This window comes from Vibrio profundum (genome assembly GCF_050337555.1).
In the GTDB taxonomy this organism is placed as follows: domain Bacteria; phylum Pseudomonadota; class Gammaproteobacteria; order Enterobacterales; family Vibrionaceae; genus Vibrio; species Vibrio profundum.
On sequence record NZ_JAKJTA010000015.1, the window covers coordinates 60,695 to 82,104 of the forward strand.

Below are 21,410 nucleotides of genomic sequence, written 5' to 3' on the forward strand. Positions count from 1 at the left end.
ACCATTTGAAGGTTCATTATGGGTTATTTGTCTCTACCCGTGCTTATCGGTCTGATCGTTGTCTCAGTTGATAGTGTTAGAAATATTCCGTCCTTAGCCATTTTTGGCAATCAACTGCCTATTTTTTTCTTAATTGCGATATTCCTATTCCTTTTGCCGGTTGCCTTTGTTTCTGCAGAGCTCAGCGCAGCATTCTCCCAACATCGCGACAATGGTGTCTACCATTGGGTTAAGCAAGCCTACGGCAACGATACAGGTATGTTCGCGATTTGGAGCCAATGGATAAACAGTCTTATCTGGTTCCCCGCTAACCTGCTTTTCATTACCAGCACTTTTTTTACTCTATTCTTCCCTAACATGAACGCCCACAAACCTTTAGTGATCACATTAATGATTGCTATCTTTTGGCTCATCACATGGGTAAACCTAAAAGGAATCAAAGAGTCAGCACGTATCGCATTTATTTGCATGTTCTTAGGCGTGCTACTCCCTCTTATTACTCTTGTCATTTCAGCCGTTCTTTGGCTCACTCACGGCTTTCCGAGCCATTTTACATTAAACAATCACCTAACATTTTCTTCTGCCTCACATAGCCTGTCTGCCCTAACCGTCATCATCACTTCATTCTTGGGGGTAGAAATATCTTCGGTCCATATCAATAGAGTTGCAAATCCGAAACGAACCTTCACTATTGCGATGCTCATTGCCGCTGTCATTATCGTCGCCATCATGTTTATTGGTTCAATTTCGATGGCAATGATGATTCCAGCAAATAAACTCAGCTTATATGACGGTTTGGCAGAAACCTTTCGTGAAATTTTCAACCAGTTCAATATTGCCTACCTCACTCCCGCCATCTTAGGCATGGTGGTGCTAGGGTCTATCGGTGCCTTGATCAGCTGGACAATTAGCCCAGCGATCGGGATGAGCCAAGCAGCTCGAAATGGTTATATGCCAAAAGCTTTAGGTAAACTCAACCGAAAAGACGTACCTGCAAACATTCTTTACATTCAAGCTGGGGTCATTTCAATACTGTGCCTTTGTATCGGCTTATTCGACAATATGAATGACTTCTACTGGTATCTTATTTCACTCAGCACAGCGATTTATCTACTAATGTATATGGTGATGTTTCTTTCAGGAATTAAGTTACGCAGAAAAAATAGGATTCCAGCTACCTTAGTGAAAAGTAACTGTCTATTTTATGCAATTTCATTGATAGGCTTATTCGGAGTTATCGGTACTTTTGTCGTTGGGTTCATCCCATCGAGCCAAGTTCTTTCCAGCATCAGTCTTACCGACTACATAGTAAGATTTACTAGCGGGATAATCATTATTTCCCTTTGCTATTTTGGGTTTGTCATCTATAGAAATAGGAATAAGCAGGCTGGTTGTGACAAAAAGCCTAGATGCGGTCAAAAAACTAAAACAGGAAAGTCCATAGCACTTTGAATCAACGCTATTTTACGGACACTTTATCTAGGAACATACTCGCCAAAAGCAATTAAGGCATAGAAAAAATGGCGCTGCCAGCCAAAAGGGTGTTGACAGCGCCAATCGGAGAGTCGCTATGAGGCGACTGAAGTGACTTTCGCTGTGGTCGCATCGAAACCGACTTCAGGGCCTTTCTCAATCTTACCGCCATCACCTTCATAGTAGTAAGCTTTTGAAATCACGGTATATACAATACTAAACGATTCACTAGGTAAGGACCCATCGCTGCAGCCCATATTGTAACTAGACATTCTTGATGCTAACAAAGTCACGATTAGATATGGATCTGCGCCGCCCCCTTCACGATTTGGTTTAGTCATTACAATTTCAACTGTCTTACCTTCACTACCCGGAGAATATAAGAAAGTCGTCAAGTAAGGGCTCGCACCGTCACACGTTCGGGTCACATTGACCTCCCCAAGCGCTACCATGCCTTGATCGGCGTTATTCGCATTACCGACATCAATGCCGACACCACGCACTGCCGACCACGATACGCTCTCAATTGCAAAGAAATCTTTTTTACCACCGATATCTTCAACAGTTGCTGCACCTTTTGGGCTATATCCATCAATTCTCATATATATAGAAGCCATGATACTCTCCTCGAGTTATTCTCGTTTCAAATTATAACAATGCTTATAATAAACTTTGTTTATATTAAACCGTTTCTATATCAAGAATTAATATCTCTAGCCAACATGTTTAATTCATCGATATAGTAAAATCTGGTCATCTCTTTATCGTTAAGTGAATTACTTATCTATTACCTTTAACAGTGTTAATCTCTCAGGTACGGTCAATCGTTAAGTAACTTGTACACTCTACAGCGATGGGGTGTATTCAATCCATTTTACTAAGTTAATACTCATTTCCACCCTCAAATTTTCCCTACACCAATAACACTAGTACAGATTGTTATTACATATTTGGAAACTAAGATTTTGGTTGATATAAATACCCCTCACAATAAGCATTGAAACATTTTGTTAACATCAATAGCCTGCGCGGTTCCGCACTAACTGAAGGGGAGATAACTCTTTGATTAATTTTTAATCGTTCAGGCTTTAAAAAAGTGCATAGCATAAATATTCTTTGTGCTTATGAATGGTAAGCATATGTACAGACACGGTTAGAACAAAATAAATAAACCATAATATTCAGCCAGTTATGATAACTTTGCGAGGTAATTCATAGATAAACACCCCACAGAATCAGTATTCATTTTTTAAGTATTTTTATTCAAAAATACCTTTATTTACTAAAATAATGTTGTTAAAGTAGCGCCTTCGTCGAGTTAGAAGAGAAGGAGTTTCTCTAACTGTTATTAGTACCACCAGTTATTACAATAAAAAGGTATAAACATGGGTTTTCTGTCTTTACCCGTTTTGATCGGCTTAATCGTTGTTTCCGTCGATAGTGTAAGAAACATTCCTTCGTTAGCTATATTTGGTAACCACTTACCTATTTTCTTTTTGATCGGTATTTTACTTTTCTTACTACCGGTTTCTTTCATCTCAGCAGAATTGAGTGCCACCTTCTCTAAAGATGAAGAGAATGGAATTTACCACTGGGTGAAACGCGCCTATGGTAAAGACATGGGTATGTTTGCGATTTGGAATCTGTGGATTAACAGCTTAATCTGGTTCCCAGCGAATTTACTTTTCATCACAAGTACCTTCCTGACGATTTTCTTTCCGAAAGTAGCGGAACACCAATCCCTTTTGATCATCCTCATGGTTGCTATTTTCTGGTTTATCACTCTACTAAACTTGAAAGGAATTAAAGAATCAGCTCGTGTCGCGTACGCTTGTCTGATCTTAGGGGTAATCTTACCGATTGTTGCTTTGCTTGTATCTGCTGGCGTGTGGGTTTTCAACGGCCTACCAACGCACTTTACGCTGCAACACGGTTTAGAACTTCACTCTGCTACTCATAATCTGTCTGCACTAATGGTGATCATCACATCATTCTTAGGTGTAGAAATCACATCCGTACACGTTAATCGTGTCGCTAACCCTAAGCGTACCTTTACTATCGCGATCATCGTTGCTTCAATCTTAATTGTTGCTCTAATGTTCGTAGGTTCAATCGCTATGGCAATGATGATCCCTGCAGCTCACCTCAGCCTTTACAATGGATTAGCACAGACTTTCCAAGTTATCTTGAACCAATTTGGTCTTGGATACATGGCCCCTGCACTGCTTTGCATGGTGGTATTAGGCTCTGTGGGTGCTCTAATCAGCTGGACCATTAGCCCAGCAATCGGTATGGGGCAAGCGGCGAAAAATGGCTACATGCCAAAAGCGTTAGGCAAGTTCAATAAGAACGGCGTTCCGTACAACATCCTAATCATCCAAGCAGTAGTGATCACCGTTTTTTGTCTCGCTATTACGCTATTTAAAAACATGAATGATTTCTACATCTACTTGATTTCTCTGAGCACGGCGATTTACTTGCTAATGTATATGGCGATGTTCATGGCAGGTATGAAACTACGTAGACAAAGTAAGGCGGGTGGTACGCTCATCAAAAGCAACGCACTTTTCTACACCATCTCGCTTGCGGGGTTGGTTGGCGTAATTGGTACTTTCATCGTGGGCTTCATTCCGTCACAAGAGATTTTATCTAGCATGAGCATGTCTGAATACCTCACTCGTTTCATCGCAGGGGTTCTCATAGTATCGCTATGTTATTTCGGATTTGTTCTATACAGAAAGCGTCACTTAAAAGCTGAACAACAAGCTCTGGCCGCTGAAAGCTAAACCTCCATAATAGACCTACATAAACGTTAAAAAGTAGCCCTAAATAGGGCTACTTTTTTATTTGTCAGAAGATAAAAACAATATTATTTTAGCTAATTAATCAAATAGTTATGATTTCTTAGATAGCAAATACACACCAATAGCTGCAGAGAAACCTGCCAAACTGCTAAACACAATAAAGCTGTGAGACATGGCAGTTAAAAAGCCTGGCTTATGCTGCGACAGTTCGCCATCACCGATAATCAAAGCTAGAAAAATCGTCGTAACTAGCATACTAACCACCATGCCGAGACTGCGGGTTTTTGCTGCTAATGCCGAGGCTACGCTCGTTCTACTTTTGTCGACGCTACCCATAATCACGCTCATATTTGGCGAGGAGAAGAGCGCAAAGCCCAAACCTTGTAGCAATAAGATCGTAATGAGATAAGTAAGGCTGGTTTCGGCACTAATATAAATAGATAACAACGTACTTGTGAACACACTAAGCGAACCGATAGTGGTAAGAATACGAGGTGAGCAACGATCTGATAAGCGTCCTGCGATTGGCGCAACACAAGCCATCAATATTGATCCAATCACCAGAATCCTTCCCGCTATTTCTGGATCATAGCCGCGTATCACTTGTAAGTAGAGGCTGAAAAGGAACGTCGTACCGAAGGCGCTGGCATATAGCAGCATTTGAATCACTAAAGACTCAGACAACTTTACATTGTAAATTAGCTCTCTCACATCCACTAACGGATACCGAGAACGCAATTGCGAAAACACGAAAATAACCGCAAAAACCAAGCCAGAGAGTAGCAACGCATAACCCCACTGACTTTTACTAAGCCAAGCGCCACCAAAAATCAGTGACATAAGGCTGATAATCACAATTGAAGAACCAACAAAATCAAAAGGTTGCTCAATTTTTTTCCATTGACTAGGTAATGCAGAAAAACTCAACGCACAGGCGATCGAGAGCGGGATAAAGCTTATCCAGTACACCCAATGCCAGCTCAAATAATGAGTGATCACCCCAGAGATCAGTGGGCCTGTTGCAATCCCTGCATAAATCGCCCCAATCGAAAAGCCAAACGCCTTGCCCCGAAACTGCGCAGGCACCACATCCGTGATGATCGCCATCCCCGTCGCGGCCAGCATTGCAGATGCTACCCCTTGCACAAATCGAACGGCAATCACTGCTTCGATGGTCGGCATAAAGCCCAAGGCGAGCGTTGTTAGCGCAAAAATAAGCTGCCCATATTTAAAAATGGTTTTCTTATCTCCAGAATCGCCCAACTTTCCCATCGGTAACAAGAATGCCGCACTGGCCCCTAAATAAATCGTTTCAATAAGACCTAAAGAAACCCCACTGGCAGAAAAATCATGACCGATAGAGGGCAGCGTCACCCCGACGCCAGAAAACATAAATGGAACAACAAACTGAGATAATACAATGATATAGATAAAGAGCGGGCTGGTGTTTTTTTCGTTCATAGCGCCTTCAGTTAGAGGTGGAGTACGGTACTATTTTATATCTTTGAACGACAGAACCCCAACCTTTCAGTGTAAATGAATGAAAAGATGAGTGAGAAAGGTTAGACAACAAAAAGGGGCGTACAATACGCCCCTTCAAAGATAATCAGTTATAAGCGTATCATTATGGAAGTAATTTTTTGGTGAACATCTTCAACATAATTGAGCAAACAAAGCCTGATAGTGCGATCATGAAAATCATCTGGAAAACGTGATGATAGCCGCTTGCCGCTTCAGTAAGACTAAGAACTTTACCGTTTTCAGTCGTTACCGCTGTTGCTGTCGCAATCCAAGCTGCAACAAAGTTAGCGATAGAGCCTGACACCAACATGTAGATACCAGCTAAAGTACCTGTTGAGTTTGCAGGATTTAAACGAGTAATCGCAGCGAGTGCAACTGGGTCGATAAATAGCTCAGCCAAACCAATCAAACCTAAGCCAATCGTAACCCAAAGCATAGACGTGTGGCCTGTGTGCATGGCAAGTTTGGCTGCGATATTGATCAGTAAGAAGCCAGCAGTGAGGAACAAGAAACCAATGCCTAACTTAGATAACGTTTTTGGTTGAATATTAAAGCGAGCAAGGATTTTCCATGCCCAAGCCACCATGACACCACCAACGATAACGGCAAATGGGTTAATTGACTGGTAGAAACTGGTCGGGATATCAAAACCAAATAAGTCTTTGTTCACGTTACGCTCAATAAAGAGGTTAATCGAACTACCGCCTTGTTGATCGAATGCCCAAAATAATGCACCAAACACCATAAATAGCACAATTGCCCACAGATTCTTTCTGCCTTGACTGTCACAGCGAGCGTAGATACGACCCATTAGGTAAAGAGAGACAATACCGACTACCGTCAATACATAACCTGCCCATAGATGTGCCAAGATCACTGCGAAAAACGCAACGCTTAATACAACACCGGCGAGAAGCAAGGTACCATTAGATATTCCAACTGTCTTCGCAGACAAAGCTTGCTTGTTGATCCCCGCTACATCCTTAAACGCACTGCGGCCAGAAAGGAAAATAAGCAAACCTGCAAACATGCCGACACCAGCGATTCCGAAGCCTACATGCCAGCCATATGTTTGTGCGAAATAGCCAGTGGCAAGTGGAGCAAGAAACGCACCTACGTTACCGCCCACATAAGAAAGCGAGAAACCAGAGTCGCGAATTGATTCACGATCATGATACAACTCACCCAAAAGGCAGCTAGAGTTGGTCTTAAAAAAGCCGTAGCCAACAATGATGAGTGCGAGTGCTGTATATAAAGTGGTATGCCCAGAAGTAGGAAAAGACAGCACTGTATGCCCTGCTACCATCAGCAAGGAGCCAATAGCAACTGACCAGAAATTACCTAAGTATCGGTCAGCAATGAAACCACCAATAATAGGGGTCACGTAGACTAAAGATGTGTATGCGCCGTAAAGTGCATAAGCATGCGCGTCTGAAAAAAGCAGCTGCTTTGTTAAATAAAGAATCAGCAGGGCACGCATGCCATAGTAGCTGAAGTACTCCCAAGTCTGTACGCTAATGACGTACAGTACACCTTTGGGGTGAGAAACATTGCTCATATATATACTTTCCCGTATTAATTAGATTTTTATAGGATATTGAAACTAGGCTAGACAACAGAGAAAGAAACCTTTCTCAATGTTGTTCATCTAACTCTCAGAACACAAAGGACAGCAACGGCTGCTGTTAACTTTGCACCCTCTGCGATATTTCCCAACAAATAGTGAATAAAAATTCACTTGCAGCATACCGGATTTACTACAGATTCCAAGCCAAATCTAACAAAGTTTATTCTTAGCCCAGACCATAATGAAGTGTTATATACTGGAAATATGGAAAATATCGAAATATTTCAATATGTTAAAAACATTAACAAATGAGAAAGATTTATTAAAAGTTTAAAAATGAATTCTAATATTTTGTTTTTGATGGAATAAAAAACAAAATCCACTAATTATTCAGTCAGACCTTTTCTACAGACAGCAATAGATAGCGTTGATTGCTTATAAAAGGAGGAACTCATCGGTGATCGGAATAAACCTATCCGCCGCATCCGCTAGATTTTGAGCGGTTAATCCTGGTACACCAAATACCTCTACTTGCTTGGCATATTTGGAGTGAATTCGATTGATCAAAACCTCAAAATCACCGTCGCCAGAAACTAGCACCACCACATCGACCTCTTCGGCAAGCTCTATCGCATCTAACGCGATACCGACGTCCCAGTCTCCTTTTCGGCTACCGTCGCGGCGCTGAATAAATGGTTTCAAATGTACTTGAAACCCCACTCCTCGCAAAATATGGTGGAATTGCCTTTGTTTCGAGTCTTGGCTAGCGATCGCATATGCGTTTGCTTGTATTACTTCCCTGTCTTGGGTAACGAGCTCCCAAAAACGGTTATAGTCGAAATTATGTTGATACTTATCTCGGGTCGTGTAGTAGACGTTTTGCACATCCACTAAAATTGCAATCTTTTGTCTTATTTTCATAACTTAACGGTGGAAAGAAGCGCAAGCACACAAAACATAATACTTAGCCTCCCTAGTCATTTAGGAGCAATCACATTACCTGACCGCAACAACCTTGTAAACTCAGCATCGCCACTCTAGCTACCAAATAGTGAACTTCAGCTACACTTTATTGAACATTAACACAGTGAGGCTGACGTCAGCGTCCGCCACAATGTGTCAGCAACACAGAGATGTTGCTAGGGCAATGCGAATTCAAGTTTTGAAAATCCTTAGCGACCAAGAGCAAAAATCAACATACAGACGCTCTCTGCCCAGCACGAAGGACACGTAGCATGAATATTAATAACTCGATGAAGGTAGGTTTTGCCGCTATCAGTATTGGCATCATCATTAGCATCGCAGCGTTATTACAACTTAGTAGCCTAGTAGACAAAGTGGATCAAATGTCTCAAATTCGCTACCAGTCTTACCAAGCAGCAGATGAATTACGACAAAGTTCTGACGACCTTACGCGCCTCGGCCGAACCTATGTGCTGACGGGCGACGATAAATACGAAAAAATGTACATGGATATACTGGCCATACGTAACGGTGATAAGCCACGGCCTAAAAGCTACCACACCATATACTGGGACCTTGTACTGAACTACGGGCAAAAACCCAAACCAGATGGAGAAACCATCGCGCTACAAGACACCATGAAATCGCTTGGTTTCACTCAAGCTGAATTTGGCTTACTCAAACAAGCACAAAATAACTCCGACGCTTTAGTTGCGATGGAAGTTAAAGCAATGAACGCGGTAAAAGGCTTGTACCCTGACAGCGCAGGGAATTACACCAAAAAAGGGTCACCAGATAGTAAAATGGCCGCTCAGTTACTGCACAGCAATAAATACCACCAAGAAAAAGCCAAAATCATGGCGCCTATCGATAAATTCTTCATTGAACTTGAACAAAGAACTGGAGCGCAACTTCACTCTGCGGCCAATGAAGTGCAAGCCATGGTGTCGGTCGGTACGATCGCGCTGCTGTTAGTATTCGTGATTGCCGTAGCCAGTTATTTTGTCATCAACCGCCAAGTTGTACGGCCAATTGATGAAATGGCAAGCTTATTAGATCAAGTGGATAAAGATTCAGATCTGACCCTTCGAGTCGACAATACTCGAAACAATGAACTAGGTGTTATTGGCTCCGCTATAAACCACGTGTTGATTAGCTATGGGAAAACAGTCAATAAAATCAACAGCCTGAATTCAGAAATCCTAAAAATATCCGACGTCATTCAAAATATCACTCATGAGAATATCTCATTGGCCAGCCAACAGAGCCAAGAAATGGATATGGCGGCGACAGCGATGGAACAAATGACCGCCGCGCTCTCCAACGTCTCCGAAAGCACGACGATGGCCAAGCAATATGCCGGTAGTGCGGAGAAAGAAGCCTCTACGAGTAAAACTGTTTTTGACAAAACCACTTCTGAGTTTTCGCTATTAGAAGAAGAGTTCACCAACACTTCCGATATTATTCAACAACTCGCGGAAGAATCCAAAAATGTAGGAAATGTGCTTGATGTGATTAAAGCCATCGCCGAACAAACCAACTTATTAGCACTCAATGCCGCTATCGAGGCTGCGCGGGCTGGTGAACAAGGCCGAGGCTTCGCTGTAGTTGCGGATGAAGTCCGCTCTCTCGCTCAAAGAACTCAGGATTCTACCGGAGAAATTGAAAGCATCATTTTAACACTGCAGGACAAAGCGACGCAGTCATCTACGACAATCCAAGGCAGTTCAGACAAAATGCAATCAACTCGAGAGAATATGGGGGTTGCCAACGATGCACTGGGCACCATTCAAGGGTCAGCAGAAGAGATCCATCGCCTAAATACCGCCATCGCTTCAGCAACAGACGAGCAACTTACCGTGAGCAACGAAATTTCAAGTAACCTGACTAACGTGAAAGATTTATCTGCTTCTATGAATGAAGCGGTCAACCAACTTGAGCCAACGGTCATCGACTTAAAACACAGTGTAGAGGATCTGCGCAGCGCGATTCAGCATATTCACATCTAGTGAGCCCCCCACAGGCCCAGCCGCCTCCAGCACTTGGCATCAATGAAAGGCTAAGGCGCGTTGTGCCCCTTAGCCTTTTCCAACGCCGCGACCTGATCACGTAGTTCGGCGATGGTACCCAGTAAATCCACATGAATATCAGATGCATGTATATCCGACACACGGCTATCGGACGATTGGCATGGGGTGCTTTCTCGTATTCTCGCAACGTCAAGATACTCAGCTATCAGCTGCTTAAGCTGTTCTGTATCCCAAGGTTTCGGGACAAAATGGTGAATGTGCGCATCATTGATGCACTCCACCACAGAAGATATATCGGCGTAGCCAGACATTATCATGCGTATCACATTCGGATACGTTACTCGCACTTGAGTCAGTAACTCCGAGCCGGACATCTGCGGCATTCGTTGGTCGGAGATCACGAGTTGTACGGAGTGAACATCTAATAGCTTTAGCGCTTCCTCACCACTGTTGGCGGTCAAAATTTGCATGTTTTCACTGTGAAATAGTCGACTGACCATCTTCAATATTGGCTCTTCATCATCGACAAATAAAACTACATCTTGCTTCTCCATTTCACCGTGCTCCGATATATTCTTTGACTGCAGACCGGTTCAATTCTCGCTAATGGGCATCAGCCTCTTCAGAATTGTCGGCACGCTTCAGAGGAACTCACCTCTGTATTGGTAACCTTACCGTAAACTCACTCCCCTTACCTAACTGACTCTTCACTTTGATATCACCGTGATGATTTTGCACAATCGCCTGACAAATAGATAGACCGAGCCCAGTTCCTAAGCCCACTTTCTTGGTTGTATAAAAAGGGTCAAACAGCTTTAACAATTGCTGCTCTGAAATACCGCTCCCAGTATCAATCACCGACATAAACACACTATCGCCTCGGATAAAACTAGAAATAGTAATGGTTCCCTGTTCCTCAATAGAATCTCGAGCGTTCATCAGTAGATTCATCACCACCTGACTGATTTCTCCAGAACGGCACTCGACCAGAGGTAGATCCGCCAAATTCTCGATAATTTCGCACTTGTAGCGAATCTCACTGCTAACTAAACGAATGGCCGCGCCAATCACGTCTTCATTTAAGTTCACTCTCTTCATCGTATCGTCATCGACACGAGAAAAACTTTTGAGGTCTTTAACAATGCTTTGAATTCGGGTCACACCATCCAGTGACTCTTGAGTTAAATCGCCGATATCCCCCAAAATGTAATCTAGGTCGTGCTGCTTCTTCAAATTTTCTAATTCTTGCAGATGGGTATCAGCTCCTCCTTGTTGCTTCAACGCGTCTTCAATTTTTTGGTAAATAGGGAGCATTGTTGAAATCGCACGAGCATATTGCTGTAGCAGTTCCAAGTTCCCTTTAACATAGCTGGTCGGGTTATTGATTTCATGCGCCACACCCGCAGCCAATTGACCGACCGAGGCTAGCTTTTCGGAATGTACCAGCATTTGTTGCTGTTGGATGGTTTTCTCATTGAGATCTTGCAGTGAATCGTTTGCCGATTTTAGCGCGAGCTCCCTACGGGCAACCTTTTCAGCCATGGTACGAAAGTTATCTTCCAAATCACGGATTTCATTGATGCGCACTTTTTTCCAGTCACTCTGAGGGATATTTTCGTTGTCGGCTAACTTCTTGGTCAGCTCTCTAAGCTCTTCCAGTGGCCGCACAAAATACGCGTTGCCGAACTGCCGCGACAAGAAAATAATAATGAACATGAGGAAAGATAAAAACAAAGTAAAGTTGATCACCACAGATTCGCGAGCATTCGCAATCGCCGTTGCATCACTGCGATAATGCAGTTCGATACCTAACTCCGGAATACTGACAATATCGTCACTTTTCCCAGCAATATTGCCCAATGCCAGTAACACTTCATCACCATGCATTAGGCTAAGGTGATACTCTTCAGCATATTGATTGAGAGCCAAATCATTAACCAATTTCCCCGTCGAAATTTCAGCAGCTAGATACCCTTCGATATAAAGGTTGTAAGCAACAGGGGTAATTAACATCCAGCTGTCCGTGCCGCCATTTTTCGAACGACAAAACTTCAAATGGATACGTTCAGCGTTAACATTGCTATCAAACGCTTCGATATTTCTTGCTTGTTGTAAGCAATGAGATTCCGGATCAGTGGAATAAACCAGCTCCCCGTCTAAATCAAACAAGTGAACCGGCACCCTATCCCCAAGCAACGACAAGCCGTGCATAAAATCACTGGCGTTAGCAAGCCCAGATGTCGGCTGCATCACGCCCTGAGTGACTACGGGAAAGTCTGCATAATCACGTAGCACAATGTCTCTTAGTCGAAGATAACTAAACACATCGTGCGCAACCGACTCCATTTGCTGATTGATGAGCTTTTCACGACTTTGCCGAATCAGTTCATCGACTTTCAGTACCATTACTGTTCCTAAGCTGGCACCGAGTAATAAAATACTCAATAAAACAAAACACATGAAGGCAACTGAAATGCCAAACCGAGTCGTGCTTTTTTTGTTATTCTTGCTGCTCTTCAACGAGGATAATCCTGTTCTCGGTGTCGTAGTACCCCATCACAAAATCTTCGCTACCCAGTGCTTCATGGGCGTCCGGTTGATCTGTACTGAATGTTGTAAAAGGTCGCTGATAAGTTTTAATCAGCCCAGATATTGGTTGATCAAGATTCTCCATCGCAACACGAACTGCCTCTCTGTCTTTGACTATATCGCCAGTTAATTGAGCTTTCTCTACTGCAGCAATGAAAAGTTTCGTCAAGTCATAAGCATGAATGAACCCCGTTGGTGCCGTAATATCAGCGGCACTTCGGATCTGTCTCGGATACACCCTTTTTGCTCTTTCTAAAACGGCAGATGACTCCTGTGTCGGCGGGGACGAAACAAATGAAAACCGTGTCTGTAAGAACTTTAAGTCGAGTTTTGAGCGCATCTCTAAGCGAATCTCACGTGGAAAATCTCCTCCTGTTATTCCCCAATGGCTGCGAATGGGTAACGGCTTCATATTTGGGTCTTCTTTCTCCAGCGCCAACATAGCACGTGCAAACGTTTTTCCTTCGGGGGCATTCGCCACCATCAAAACTACATCCGCTTCTGCCGCATGCATATTACGCAGCATCATTTTGGCTCCTGTCTCACCTAAGTTCCAGTTAAACCATTGAACACCGACTGGAAATAAGTTTCTCTTCGCCAACGCTTTAGTCATCGTTTTATAGTTGGATTTCCCCCATCCCGTTTCTTCTAGCAACAAGTAGGGCTTACTAAAACCTTCCCCAATGGCGTGAGACACAATCACCTCTCCCGCCTTGGTGTCATCAACGGACAAACGGTACACCCAGTTTATTTCAGATGGATAACGTGTGATGGGCCCTGCTGCTGCCCACGGATCAAGTATCAGAATCCCCTTGTCGTGGATATAAGCAAGATTTTCTAGCAGTGGAGGCGAGTGCAAACCACTAAATACGGCCAGCGCGTTGTCGTCAGCAAGATACTCTCGTAAATGACGCTTGCTGCGCACCGCACTACCATGGTGGTCACGAACTAATAACGTTACTGAGTGGCCTGCGATTTTATAATCCACTTCATCTAGTGCGACCATAATTCCGCGCTCTATAGCAACGCCCGAGTCTCGTGTTCCAGTGCGATCGGCATCAAGATAAATATGAATTGGCTGTTCGGCCCATACGGAAGTGCGCCCGACAAAAAATACCAACATTCCTATCAGTACAGACCAATACATTTTCATTTTTATCACTCTCCCAGATTCGCTAGCGTCCCTAGTTATCACTCATTTCTATCAACCTCGGCTAGCTATCATTGATAAAGATACGACCTGAGACTCAAATACAATATTGAGATCAACGATATCGCGCTCATACAAGTGCACAGAATCAAGAATAGACTAAAAATACACAATCCATTGGATTCTCAAGGGAAGTCATACAATTACGCGATCTCTGAAGCAGAAATAAGCGTAAAAATGGCACTCACTAGACGTTTCCCATCTTAGTTGTTTCGGATGAATTGTTAGTGGGGAAGTCTTGCTTCAGGGAGTAGGAAACGAACCGATAAAAGACAGGCTGAACAACGCTGATCCAGCCTGAATTCGTCGTCTAGGTGAAGTCAGATTTCAAATAATTACAGGAGACTTCAATACGAACAACTCAACTACAAACGAACTTATTACCCTTAAAGGTTTTCACGGGGTTGCCGTGCTCAAGTTCCCAATGTTGTTGCCAACGCTGCTGTTCATGATGAGAGAGTTGCTTGGCGTTTTCGGCTTCTAGCTTATGCATTAACAACGCATAAGCCAAACGTTTATTGGCGTGCTGACTGCGTTCACCGGCTACTTTCACACTGATACCCGGGTAATGACTCCAATTAGTTGAGCCACTAGTAATACTCTCGCTCGATGAAAGTACCAATCACCTTGTCGTGCATGGTTTCTAACTTAGAGAAGCCTATGGTTTTTCTCACTAATCTCTTTAGTCGAGTGCGCAAAACAGTGTTGTAGCCGACCTTCAGAACTCGTCCTGTGTCTCATCGTCCTGCGCTATTCATAGCTATGTCGACTATCCTTTCCTTTACTCCGGGTTTAGAGGCTTCATAACAGGGTCAGTCTGAGAACAAAAACGACATTTCACTTCCACAGTAGCCATCATTCAATCCATGTAAAAGAGAAATATTATAAACCAATTCAAAAACTTGGCGTCATAACCAGAAATCGAAACAATAGACTCAAGTAAAATGAGTAGGCCGTGGCTCATGCCAAAAGGCATTGGATAGACATCATTAGCAGCCCTGTCGCATTTGAGATACACGAGATGCGCCGGGAGTATATACTAAGTCATAGGAAACTAACCGTACTGGTCAAGGAAGATGGTTTGGCAGACTAAAAAGCACCACGTACTTTGGGGGAGGGTTTTATATAACCTCGCTATAAAGCCTTTTATTATCATCACAGGCTTACTGATTATTCTCGCTATCTATGGCTCATTTTTCTGGCAGAACGTCGCTCTGAACAAACTACTTTATCTCATGTTGTTTTTTGTGGCCTGCTACTTTCTACTGTTCATAACTACAGTCCCAAGATCTCTGTTAACCAGACATTTCTCAGTTACCATTGATCAAAATAGAATGATTGGTAGAAGCAAGTATTTCAAAAGAGTCACCGTTGATTTAGACCAGATATCAGATTATACGAGGACGGATTGGGCGGGCGTAAAAGGAATCGACATCATTACTCAAGGCAAGAAGACAATTTTCGTCCCTTGGGATATCGAAGATTATTTTCAGTTAGTCGAAACTTTATATTCATTAAAAATAAAAAACAACAAACACAATAAGTTAGCCCATACTCAGGATAGTACGGATGCTTATAATAGATTAAAACGAAGAAGAACAATAGAAAATAGAAATGAACATAGAAATAAAAAAGTAAAACCTTTGTTTAAAAACAAGTTTCTAAACTTAGTTGCAGGTTTAGTGACAGTATCAATGTTTTTATTCATTATTATCACTCCTGTTTATAGCTTTATCCATGCGTTCGATGGACATTACATACCTAGCGAAAATCACGGCTTAGGATTCTACATTGTACATAGTGTGTTCATCGTTTTCGCCGCCCTCGTGGTACGTGCCGCTTGGAGAACAACCAATCACGTTCATACTATCTTAAGAGTGCCGTGGACTATCGCCATATCAATACTAATTTCTTGGCTAACCTATATTACGATTTATTATGGCCTTCCGTCCACATACACCAAAAACTTTGGAAAAAGCCATATTGAAAAGCAGGAAGTCACCTACTCTGAGCACGAAAGATCCAAGTGTAAGTATCAAATTCAAAGCGACCTGATAGAGAAGACATTCACTGAAAAGTTTTGCGTTTATGAAAAAGTATATTTATCAAAAGATAACGTTTTATATCTTCACGGTAGGCAAAGTACGTTTGGATTTTATATTCGAAGAGCATACACAAGAGCCGAACTGGAAAAGATCATCGAAAAAAACAAACAGAAGCGGAAACATCAAGCGCGAGATAAATAAATCGCACTACAGCTCAGAAAGATAGTGAGACATAGCATAAGCGTCGTAAAAATACCGCGAGAGCGAAAAACTACCCAATATGATTGGCGAACGTCTTGCGAAGGCTATACTTGCAATACGTGGAAGAGCAGCCTTGTAATCATGAGACTCGAATTTTCACGAGTAGGATGAAACGTTAACGGGAGAAGAGCCGTGTCAACAAAGAGCAATCGCCATGGGAACTACGCGCTGGAAGTAAAAAATCAAGTTGTAGTCACTGTGTGTACGGGCGCTTGGAACCGTGAAACGGTTCTCGATTTCGGGGGAGACATTTTGGAGCATGCTAAACAAATGCCTGAAAATACTTGGGGTTTGATTTGCTTGGCAAATGAATGGGAACTCGGTACCCCTGACGCGTTAACTACGTGGAATGAATATTCTATTAACATGCAAAACCGCGGTATGGTTTCGTTAGCGTTAGTCATGAACGCAAATGCCATCAAAAAAGCGGTAATTGTGAAAAATAATGTGAGCCCAGACCACCCGGAGTTCAAAATCGAGTTCTTCCTAGACTCATCAGATGCACTCAATTGGTCAAACTCCCAAGTCGCACCGAAATAGACGCCCCATAAGCCGTATTCCGTCTAGTTTAGGTAATCATATTATTCACTCTACAATAAAAGCGCCCCATTGTGCTGAAGCGCTTTATCGTGTTTAGCCTTATCTAATTTTGTTACATAGTCGGCATGACGAATGTGCTTTCATGTTGCTCTAAGCGCACGCTGGTTGGCCATCGGCTAGTCACCGTTTTCATACGTGTATAGAAACGCACACCATCATGACCATGAACGTTAAGCGGGCCAAACACCGAACGTTTCCATCCACCAAAACTATGAAAAGCCATCGGTACTGGGATTGGCACGTTCACCCCAACCATACCCGCCAGCACATCTTCACTGAATTGACGTGCCGTTTCACCATCACGAGTAAAAATAGCGGTTCCATTGCCATATTGATGACGATTGATTAGCTCCAGTGCGGTATCGTAATCTTTCACGCGAACAACCGCCAATACAGGGCCAAAGATCTCTTCTTGATAAACGGTCATATCTGGCGATACGTCATCAATGAGTGTCGCGCCGACAAAGTAGCCTTGCTCATGCCCTTCGACCAAGCAATCTCGACCATCGACCACTAACTTAGCGCCTTGCTGTTCACCTGAGGCAATATAGTCACAAATCTTCGCTTTGTGCGCGGCCGATATCACCGGCCCCATATCATTTTCTGGCCCGTCAACTAAGCCCGGGCCGACACGCATGTTTGCAATTTGCTTCTCTAGTCGAGCAATGAGTGCGTCACCCGTTTCATCACCGACCACAACGGCTACCGATAACGCCATGCAACGCTCTCCAGCGGCGCCAAAGGCTGCGCCCATAATTGCGTTTGCGGCCATATCCAGATCGGCGTCTGGCATCAAAATACAATGATTTTTAGCCCCACCAAGTGCTTGGCAACGTTTACCATGTGCAGAAGCAGTCGAATAGATGTATTCAGCAATAGGAGTAGAACCCACAAAGCTGACCGCTTGAATACGCGAGTCGGTAAGTAACACATCCACCGCTTCTTTATCGCCTTGCACAACATTGAACACACCATCAGGTAGGCCAGCCTGTTGCAGTAAATTAGCCAAAATCAGGCTCACACTGGGATCTTTTTCTGAAGGTTTAAGGACAAAAGTGTTACCCGTCGCCAGTGCAATCGGGAACATCCACATTGGCACCATAGCAGGAAAATTAAACGGCGTGATCCCCGTACAAACCCCTAAAGGTTGCATCAATGAGTGACTGTCCACGCCACTGCCAACATTGGCGGAATGCTCGCCTTTTTGCAGGTGGGGGATCCCACAAGCAAACTCGACCACTTCCAGCCCGCGTGTCACCTCTCCCACAGCATCGGAGTAAACCTTGCCATGCTCTTGAGAAATAGTGCGCGCAATGCAATCCATGTTTTGCTCTAAAAGGCTTTTGAACTTAAACAACACACGAGCGCGTTTTAATGGCGACGTTTTCGCCCAAGCAGGAAAGGCACGCTCTGCCAAGTCGATTGCCTCCGCGGTTTCAGCAGCCGAGCTAAGCACCACCTGACGAATTTGTTCCCCCGTTGACGGGTCATAAACGGCGCTAAAGCGTTCACTATGACTTTCGCTATCGCGGCCATTAATAAAGTTTTGTACTGTTTCCATGATGGTTTCCTTCAAAGCCATTATTTGTTCAACAAACCTGCGTCAGATGCCAGTTTATGTAAGTTCTTAAAGCCTAATTTTGCATAAGTTAATGGATGAGCGATGGCAGGATCTTGCTCGGCTTCCACAACCAACCAGCCTTGGTACTTCGCCTCCGCTAAACGTTTTAGGACAGGAAGATAATCAATGCCACCATCTCCCGGCACGGTAAATACGCCATCGAGCACAGCATCTAAAAAGCTAATTTTGCGATTTTTCACATCTGCGAGCACGTCTAGACGAATGTCCTTGGTGTGCACGTGATTCACGCGATGGGCCCATTTTTGAGCCACAGACAAGGGATCTGCACCGGCGTACGTCAAGTGGCCCGTATCGAGCAGCAAACCCACCTCGTCACCGGTATGCTGCATCAATTGGTCGATATCCTGTTCTGATTCGATCACTGTGCCCATGTGATGATGGTAAGCCACTTGAACTCCTTGGCTCTTCGTATATTTGGCAAACTCAGTCAGCTTTTGCCCATATTCTTGCCATCGGCTTTTCGGAAATGCAGGACGCAAATGAACCGGAGTGCTTTGATCGCAGTGGATACAGTCTGTTACTTCCGCAAACACCATCACCTTGGCACCCATTTCGCGCAACAGGGTTAAGTGTGGCTGAACCGCTTCAATCTCTTCTTCAACGCTGCGAGTCAAAAGCTCGCCTGAATACCAACCTGACACTAAATTTAATTGGTGCGATTCTAAGATTGGGCCGAGAACGCTAGCATCACGTGGGAATTTATTGCCAAGCTCGAAGCCCGAGAATCCAGCTTCTTTACCTTCCATCAAACAAGTCGCTAACGAGGTTTCAGCGCCAAGGCTAGGAAGATCATCGTTGGTCCAAGTGAGGGGGTTAATACCGAGTTGTACTGTCATTGTTATTGTCCTTAAATTACTTGATTCTTCTTAGCTTCTTCATAGCGCATGCGGGCTTCACGTACTGGTTCACTCATTGAGACTTCTGGCACCGCGACTTCCCACCACGAACCGCCTGCTTCGGTGGTGCTCAGTGGATCGGTATCTAAGGTAACGACGTAGGTAATAGGTGACGCTTTAGCGCGTTGTAGCGCCTGCTCTAGCTCCGCAATATTCGCCACTTTTTCTGATTGAGCGCCAAGGGCGCGAGCATGGGCGGCAAAATCCGTCTTCGGAGCGCCTTCCTCCACCGTATTACAGTCTTCAAGAAGGTTGTTAAACCCATTCACACCACAAGAATGCTGTAATCGGTTAATACAGCCATATCCCCGATTATCTAACACTACAACAATCATCTTTTGACCAAGCATGACCGAAGTAGAAATTTCAGAGTTGAGCATCAAATAAGAACCATCTCCGACCATGACAAACACGTCTGAATCAGGCTTCGCCATTTTCACGCCTAATCCACCAGCAATTTCGTAGCCCATACAGGAGAAGCCATATTCTAAGTGATAGCCTTTGGTGTAATTGGTGCGCCAAAGCTTGTGCAATTCACCGGGTAAACCACCTGCCGCGCACACCACGATATCTTTGTCGTTTGCGCCGCGGTTAACCGCTCCCACCACTTCCGCATCCGTTGGTAAATCAGTTTGACGATCGGTTGTGGCAATATCCACGGAGTGATTCCATTCCACTCTCAATAATTCAGCTTTGTTTTGCCACTCTGAGCTTACGCGCCAACCATTTAACGCCTGACTAAGCTGAGGAATTACTTGCTTAGCATCGGCAACAAGCGGTGCACTGTAATGCTTGATCGCATCAAAACTATTGACGTTCAACGAGACAATTTTGGCATCAGAGCGAAACAATGCCCGAGAGCTAGAAGTAAAATCTTGCAAGCGAGTCCCTACCGCAAAAATCACATCGGCTTCACCAGCTAACGTGTTCACCGCTCTCGAACCTGTTACTCCGATTGAACCAAGATTGCTTGGGTGGTCCCATGCTAGCGCCCCCTTGCCCGCTTGAGTTTCACCAACAGGCAAGCCAAACTGCTCGACAAACTGTTGGAATTCCTCCGTGGCTTCTGAATAGTGAACCCCACCTCCAGCTATCACTAAAGGTTTTTCCGCTTGCTGAATCAAGTCAACCGCTTGCTCAAGCTCAAATTCATCAGCACTCGGTCTGCGGATACGATGTAATTTCTCAGCAAAGAAATGCTCCGGATAATCAAATGCCATGGTTTGCACATCTTGTGGCAGTGAAATCGTCACGGGCCCACATTCCACGGGGTCGGTCAGAACGCGCATTGCCTGAGGCAGACTGTTGAGCAATTGTTCAGGGCGAGTAATCCTATCGAAGAAACGGCTGACCGGTTTAAAGCAATCATTCGGCGTAATTGTCGCATCGCTCCAATCTTCAACTTGTTGAAGCACTGGATCAGGTTCACGAGTCGCAAATGTGTCGCCCGGAAGTAGCAATACTGGCAATCGGTTTACGTGAGCGAGCGCCGCCGCGGTCACCATATTAAGCGCCCCTGGGCCGACAGAAGTCGTCGCAGCCATCATACGGCGGCGGTTATTCGCTTTGGCAAACGCAATCGCACTGTGCGCCATCGCTTGCTCGTTATGCGCACGGTAAGTCGGCAAAGTATCGTTAACTTGATAGAGCGCTTCCCCTAGCCCAGCCACGTTACCATGGCCGAAAATAGCAAACACGCCTTCAAAAATTGGTAGAACTTGGCCGTCTACCTCCACTTTTTGCGCTTGAAGGTATTTAACGAGCGCTTGAGCCATCGTTAGGCGAATTGTTTTTATCGTCATTTTATTT

General features: G+C 44.1%; 16 protein-coding genes and 1 pseudogene. 5 read left to right on the forward strand and 12 right to left on the reverse strand.

The features are described 5' to 3' along the window. Window positions 1-18: 18 nt before the first annotated feature. Window positions 19-1,452, forward strand: a complete 1,434-nt coding sequence (locus L4C34_RS14995) for an APC family permease (RefSeq protein ID WP_428790157.1) — start codon at window positions 19-21, stop codon at window positions 1,450-1,452. A gap of 116 nt (window positions 1,453-1,568) precedes the next feature. Here the strand turns inward: L4C34_RS14995 and L4C34_RS15000 are convergent, their stop codons facing one another. Continuing rightward, the gene (locus L4C34_RS15000; protein ID WP_428790158.1) at window positions 1,569-2,090 is read right to left on the reverse strand and encodes an Hcp family type VI secretion system effector; all 522 of its coding nucleotides are present in this window, start codon (window positions 2,088-2,090) and stop codon (window positions 1,569-1,571) included. 768 nt (window positions 2,091-2,858) lie between these two features. Between L4C34_RS15000 and L4C34_RS15005 the strand changes: the two genes are divergently transcribed. After that, entirely contained in the window at window positions 2,859-4,259 is a 1,401-nt protein-coding gene (locus L4C34_RS15005) for an APC family permease (protein WP_428790159.1), read from the forward strand. Between the two features lie 108 nt (window positions 4,260-4,367). On the opposite strand, the gene L4C34_RS15010 is transcribed toward L4C34_RS15005, so the two are convergent. From L4C34_RS15010 to L4C34_RS15020, 3 genes are all read right to left on the reverse strand, one after another. Continuing rightward, window positions 4,368-5,738, reverse strand: a complete 1,371-nt coding sequence (locus L4C34_RS15010) for an MFS transporter (protein WP_428790160.1) — start codon at window positions 5,736-5,738, stop codon at window positions 4,368-4,370. Between the two features lie 163 nt (window positions 5,739-5,901). Further along, window positions 5,902-7,356 (reverse strand): peptide MFS transporter, encoded by a 1,455-nt coding sequence (locus L4C34_RS15015; protein ID WP_428790161.1) that lies wholly within the window; start codon window positions 7,354-7,356, stop codon window positions 5,902-5,904. 444 nt (window positions 7,357-7,800) lie between these two features. Then, window positions 7,801-8,286: a LabA-like NYN domain-containing protein gene (locus tag L4C34_RS15020; protein ID WP_428790162.1), complete on the reverse strand. Its 486-nt coding sequence runs from the start codon at window positions 8,284-8,286 to the stop codon at window positions 7,801-7,803. A 314-nt stretch (window positions 8,287-8,600) separates the two neighbouring features. On the opposite strand from L4C34_RS15020, the gene L4C34_RS15025 reads away from it, so the two are divergent. Next, complete coding sequence (locus L4C34_RS15025) at window positions 8,601-10,337, forward strand: methyl-accepting chemotaxis protein (RefSeq protein WP_428790163.1); 1,737 nt, start codon at window positions 8,601-8,603, stop codon at window positions 10,335-10,337. 50 nt (window positions 10,338-10,387) lie between these two features. On the opposite strand, the gene L4C34_RS15030 is transcribed toward L4C34_RS15025, so the two are convergent. From L4C34_RS15030 to L4C34_RS15050, 5 genes and pseudogenes are all read right to left on the reverse strand, one after another. Then, on the reverse strand, window positions 10,388-10,912 hold the full coding sequence (locus L4C34_RS15030; RefSeq protein ID WP_428790164.1) for a response regulator: 525 nt from the start codon (window positions 10,910-10,912) through the stop codon (window positions 10,388-10,390). Window positions 10,913-11,009: 97 nt separating this feature from the next. Beyond that, on the reverse strand, window positions 11,010-12,764 hold the full coding sequence (locus L4C34_RS15035; protein WP_428790165.1) for a sensor histidine kinase: 1,755 nt from the start codon (window positions 12,762-12,764) through the stop codon (window positions 11,010-11,012). A 94-nt stretch (window positions 12,765-12,858) separates the two neighbouring features. Beyond that, window positions 12,859-14,100, reverse strand: a complete 1,242-nt coding sequence (locus L4C34_RS15040; protein ID WP_428790166.1) for an ABC transporter substrate-binding protein — start codon at window positions 14,098-14,100, stop codon at window positions 12,859-12,861. A gap of 418 nt (window positions 14,101-14,518) precedes the next feature. Beyond that, a complete protein-coding gene (locus L4C34_RS15045; protein ID WP_428790167.1) occupies window positions 14,519-14,710 on the reverse strand; it encodes a hypothetical protein in 192 nt (63 codons plus the stop codon). 37 nt (window positions 14,711-14,747) lie between these two features. After that, a pseudogene (locus L4C34_RS15050) lies at window positions 14,748-14,864 on the reverse strand (IS1 family transposase); the annotation flags it as partial. A 627-nt stretch (window positions 14,865-15,491) separates the two neighbouring features. Between L4C34_RS15050 and L4C34_RS15055 the strand changes: the two are divergent. After that, window positions 15,492-16,403 (forward strand): DUF2231 domain-containing protein, encoded by a 912-nt coding sequence (locus L4C34_RS15055; protein ID WP_428790168.1) that lies wholly within the window; start codon window positions 15,492-15,494, stop codon window positions 16,401-16,403. A 192-nt stretch (window positions 16,404-16,595) separates the two neighbouring features. After that, a complete protein-coding gene (locus tag L4C34_RS15060) occupies window positions 16,596-17,003 on the forward strand; it encodes a hypothetical protein (protein ID WP_428790169.1) in 408 nt (135 codons plus the stop codon). Between the two features lie 112 nt (window positions 17,004-17,115). Here L4C34_RS15060 and L4C34_RS15065 read toward each other — a convergent pair whose 3' ends face one another. From L4C34_RS15065 to iolD, 3 genes are read right to left on the reverse strand one after another with little or no spacing between them, the layout of a single operon-like run. Next, window positions 17,116-18,624 carry a CoA-acylating methylmalonate-semialdehyde dehydrogenase gene (locus L4C34_RS15065; RefSeq protein WP_428790170.1) on the reverse strand — a complete coding sequence of 503 codons (1,509 nt, stop codon included), beginning with the start codon at window positions 18,622-18,624 and terminating at the stop codon, window positions 17,116-17,118. 20 nt (window positions 18,625-18,644) lie between these two features. Next, window positions 18,645-19,541: a myo-inosose-2 dehydratase gene (gene iolE, locus L4C34_RS15070; protein WP_428790171.1), complete on the reverse strand. Its 897-nt coding sequence runs from the start codon at window positions 19,539-19,541 to the stop codon at window positions 18,645-18,647. Window positions 19,542-19,552: 11 nt separating this feature from the next. Beyond that, on the reverse strand, window positions 19,553-21,403 hold the full coding sequence (iolD, locus tag L4C34_RS15075; protein WP_428790172.1) for a 3D-(3,5/4)-trihydroxycyclohexane-1,2-dione acylhydrolase (decyclizing): 1,851 nt from the start codon (window positions 21,401-21,403) through the stop codon (window positions 19,553-19,555). Window positions 21,404-21,410: the final 7 nt, after the last annotated feature.